The following is a 904-nucleotide window of genomic DNA, read 5'->3' on the forward strand; positions in this document are numbered from 1 at the left end:
TCACGAGCATCGCCTGCACCCTCATCTGCTACCGCAGACTCACCAAATGAGATGACCTGTAAGTGATCAGCTCGTTGCTCAGGTTCTGCGCACGTGGGTCGCTCTGGGTGGCCAGCAGCTGGTCGCGGATCGTGTAGGTGTAGGACGACGGCAGGGGCGCCTCGGAATCCGGCAGGCTGATCTTTGTTCCGGTCGGTTTGCCGAGGACGGTGTAGCCGGTGGAGGCGACGGTGTAGCCGCCGGTGACGCCCTGGACGTAGCGGGTGGAGGTTCAACACACTCGGCACCTACACCGTCTCCGCCTGGGTGAAGATCAACTCCGCCCTCGGCACCACCGCCGTCTGCCAGGGCACCACACAACACCAAGCCTTCTACCTCTCCTACGACAAGCCCAGCCAAGCCTGGACGTTCCAGACCACCACCACCAACGACGAAAACTCCGACTTCCCCACCGCCGAAGGCGACAGCAACACCGCACCGATCGGCACCTGGACCCACCTCGTCGCCACCTACCGGGCACCGGTCACCGGAGACTCCAACACCGGCACCATGGCCCTCTACCAAAACGGCACTCTGATGGGAACCGCCACCAACCTCAGCCCTCAGTACGACTCCTCGCTCCCCCTGACCGTCGGGGGCTGCGCAAACAGCGCCTCAGCCACCACCCCGTACCTGGCCTTCCCCGGCTCCGTGGCTGACGTCCACGTCTACCCGCGAGCCCTGACGACGGCCGAGGTCAGCACCCTGCACTAGTACTCCAGCAGCGTTTCGCTATCTTGCCTGGTCAGAGGCATCGTCGGGAGTGTAGTTGGCTGATGGTCCATCAGGGGCGGTCTTGCTGGACCGCCCCTCCAACGAGTGGCATCGAGAACTGTCGGAGCGGTGATGCGGGCAGCCTTCCCGC

At 64.4% G+C, this 904-nt stretch carries 1 pseudogene; it reads left to right on the forward strand.

Annotated features, from left to right (window positions below):
- Positions 1 to 291: 291 nt before the first annotated feature.
- A pseudogene (locus IE294_RS46870) lies at positions 292 to 753 on the forward strand (LamG domain-containing protein); the annotation flags it as partial.
- Positions 754 to 904 lie beyond the last annotated feature (151 nt).

The organism is Streptomyces canarius (genome assembly GCF_014650735.1).
In the GTDB taxonomy this organism is placed as follows: domain Bacteria; phylum Actinomycetota; class Actinomycetes; order Streptomycetales; family Streptomycetaceae; genus Streptomyces; species Streptomyces olivaceoviridis.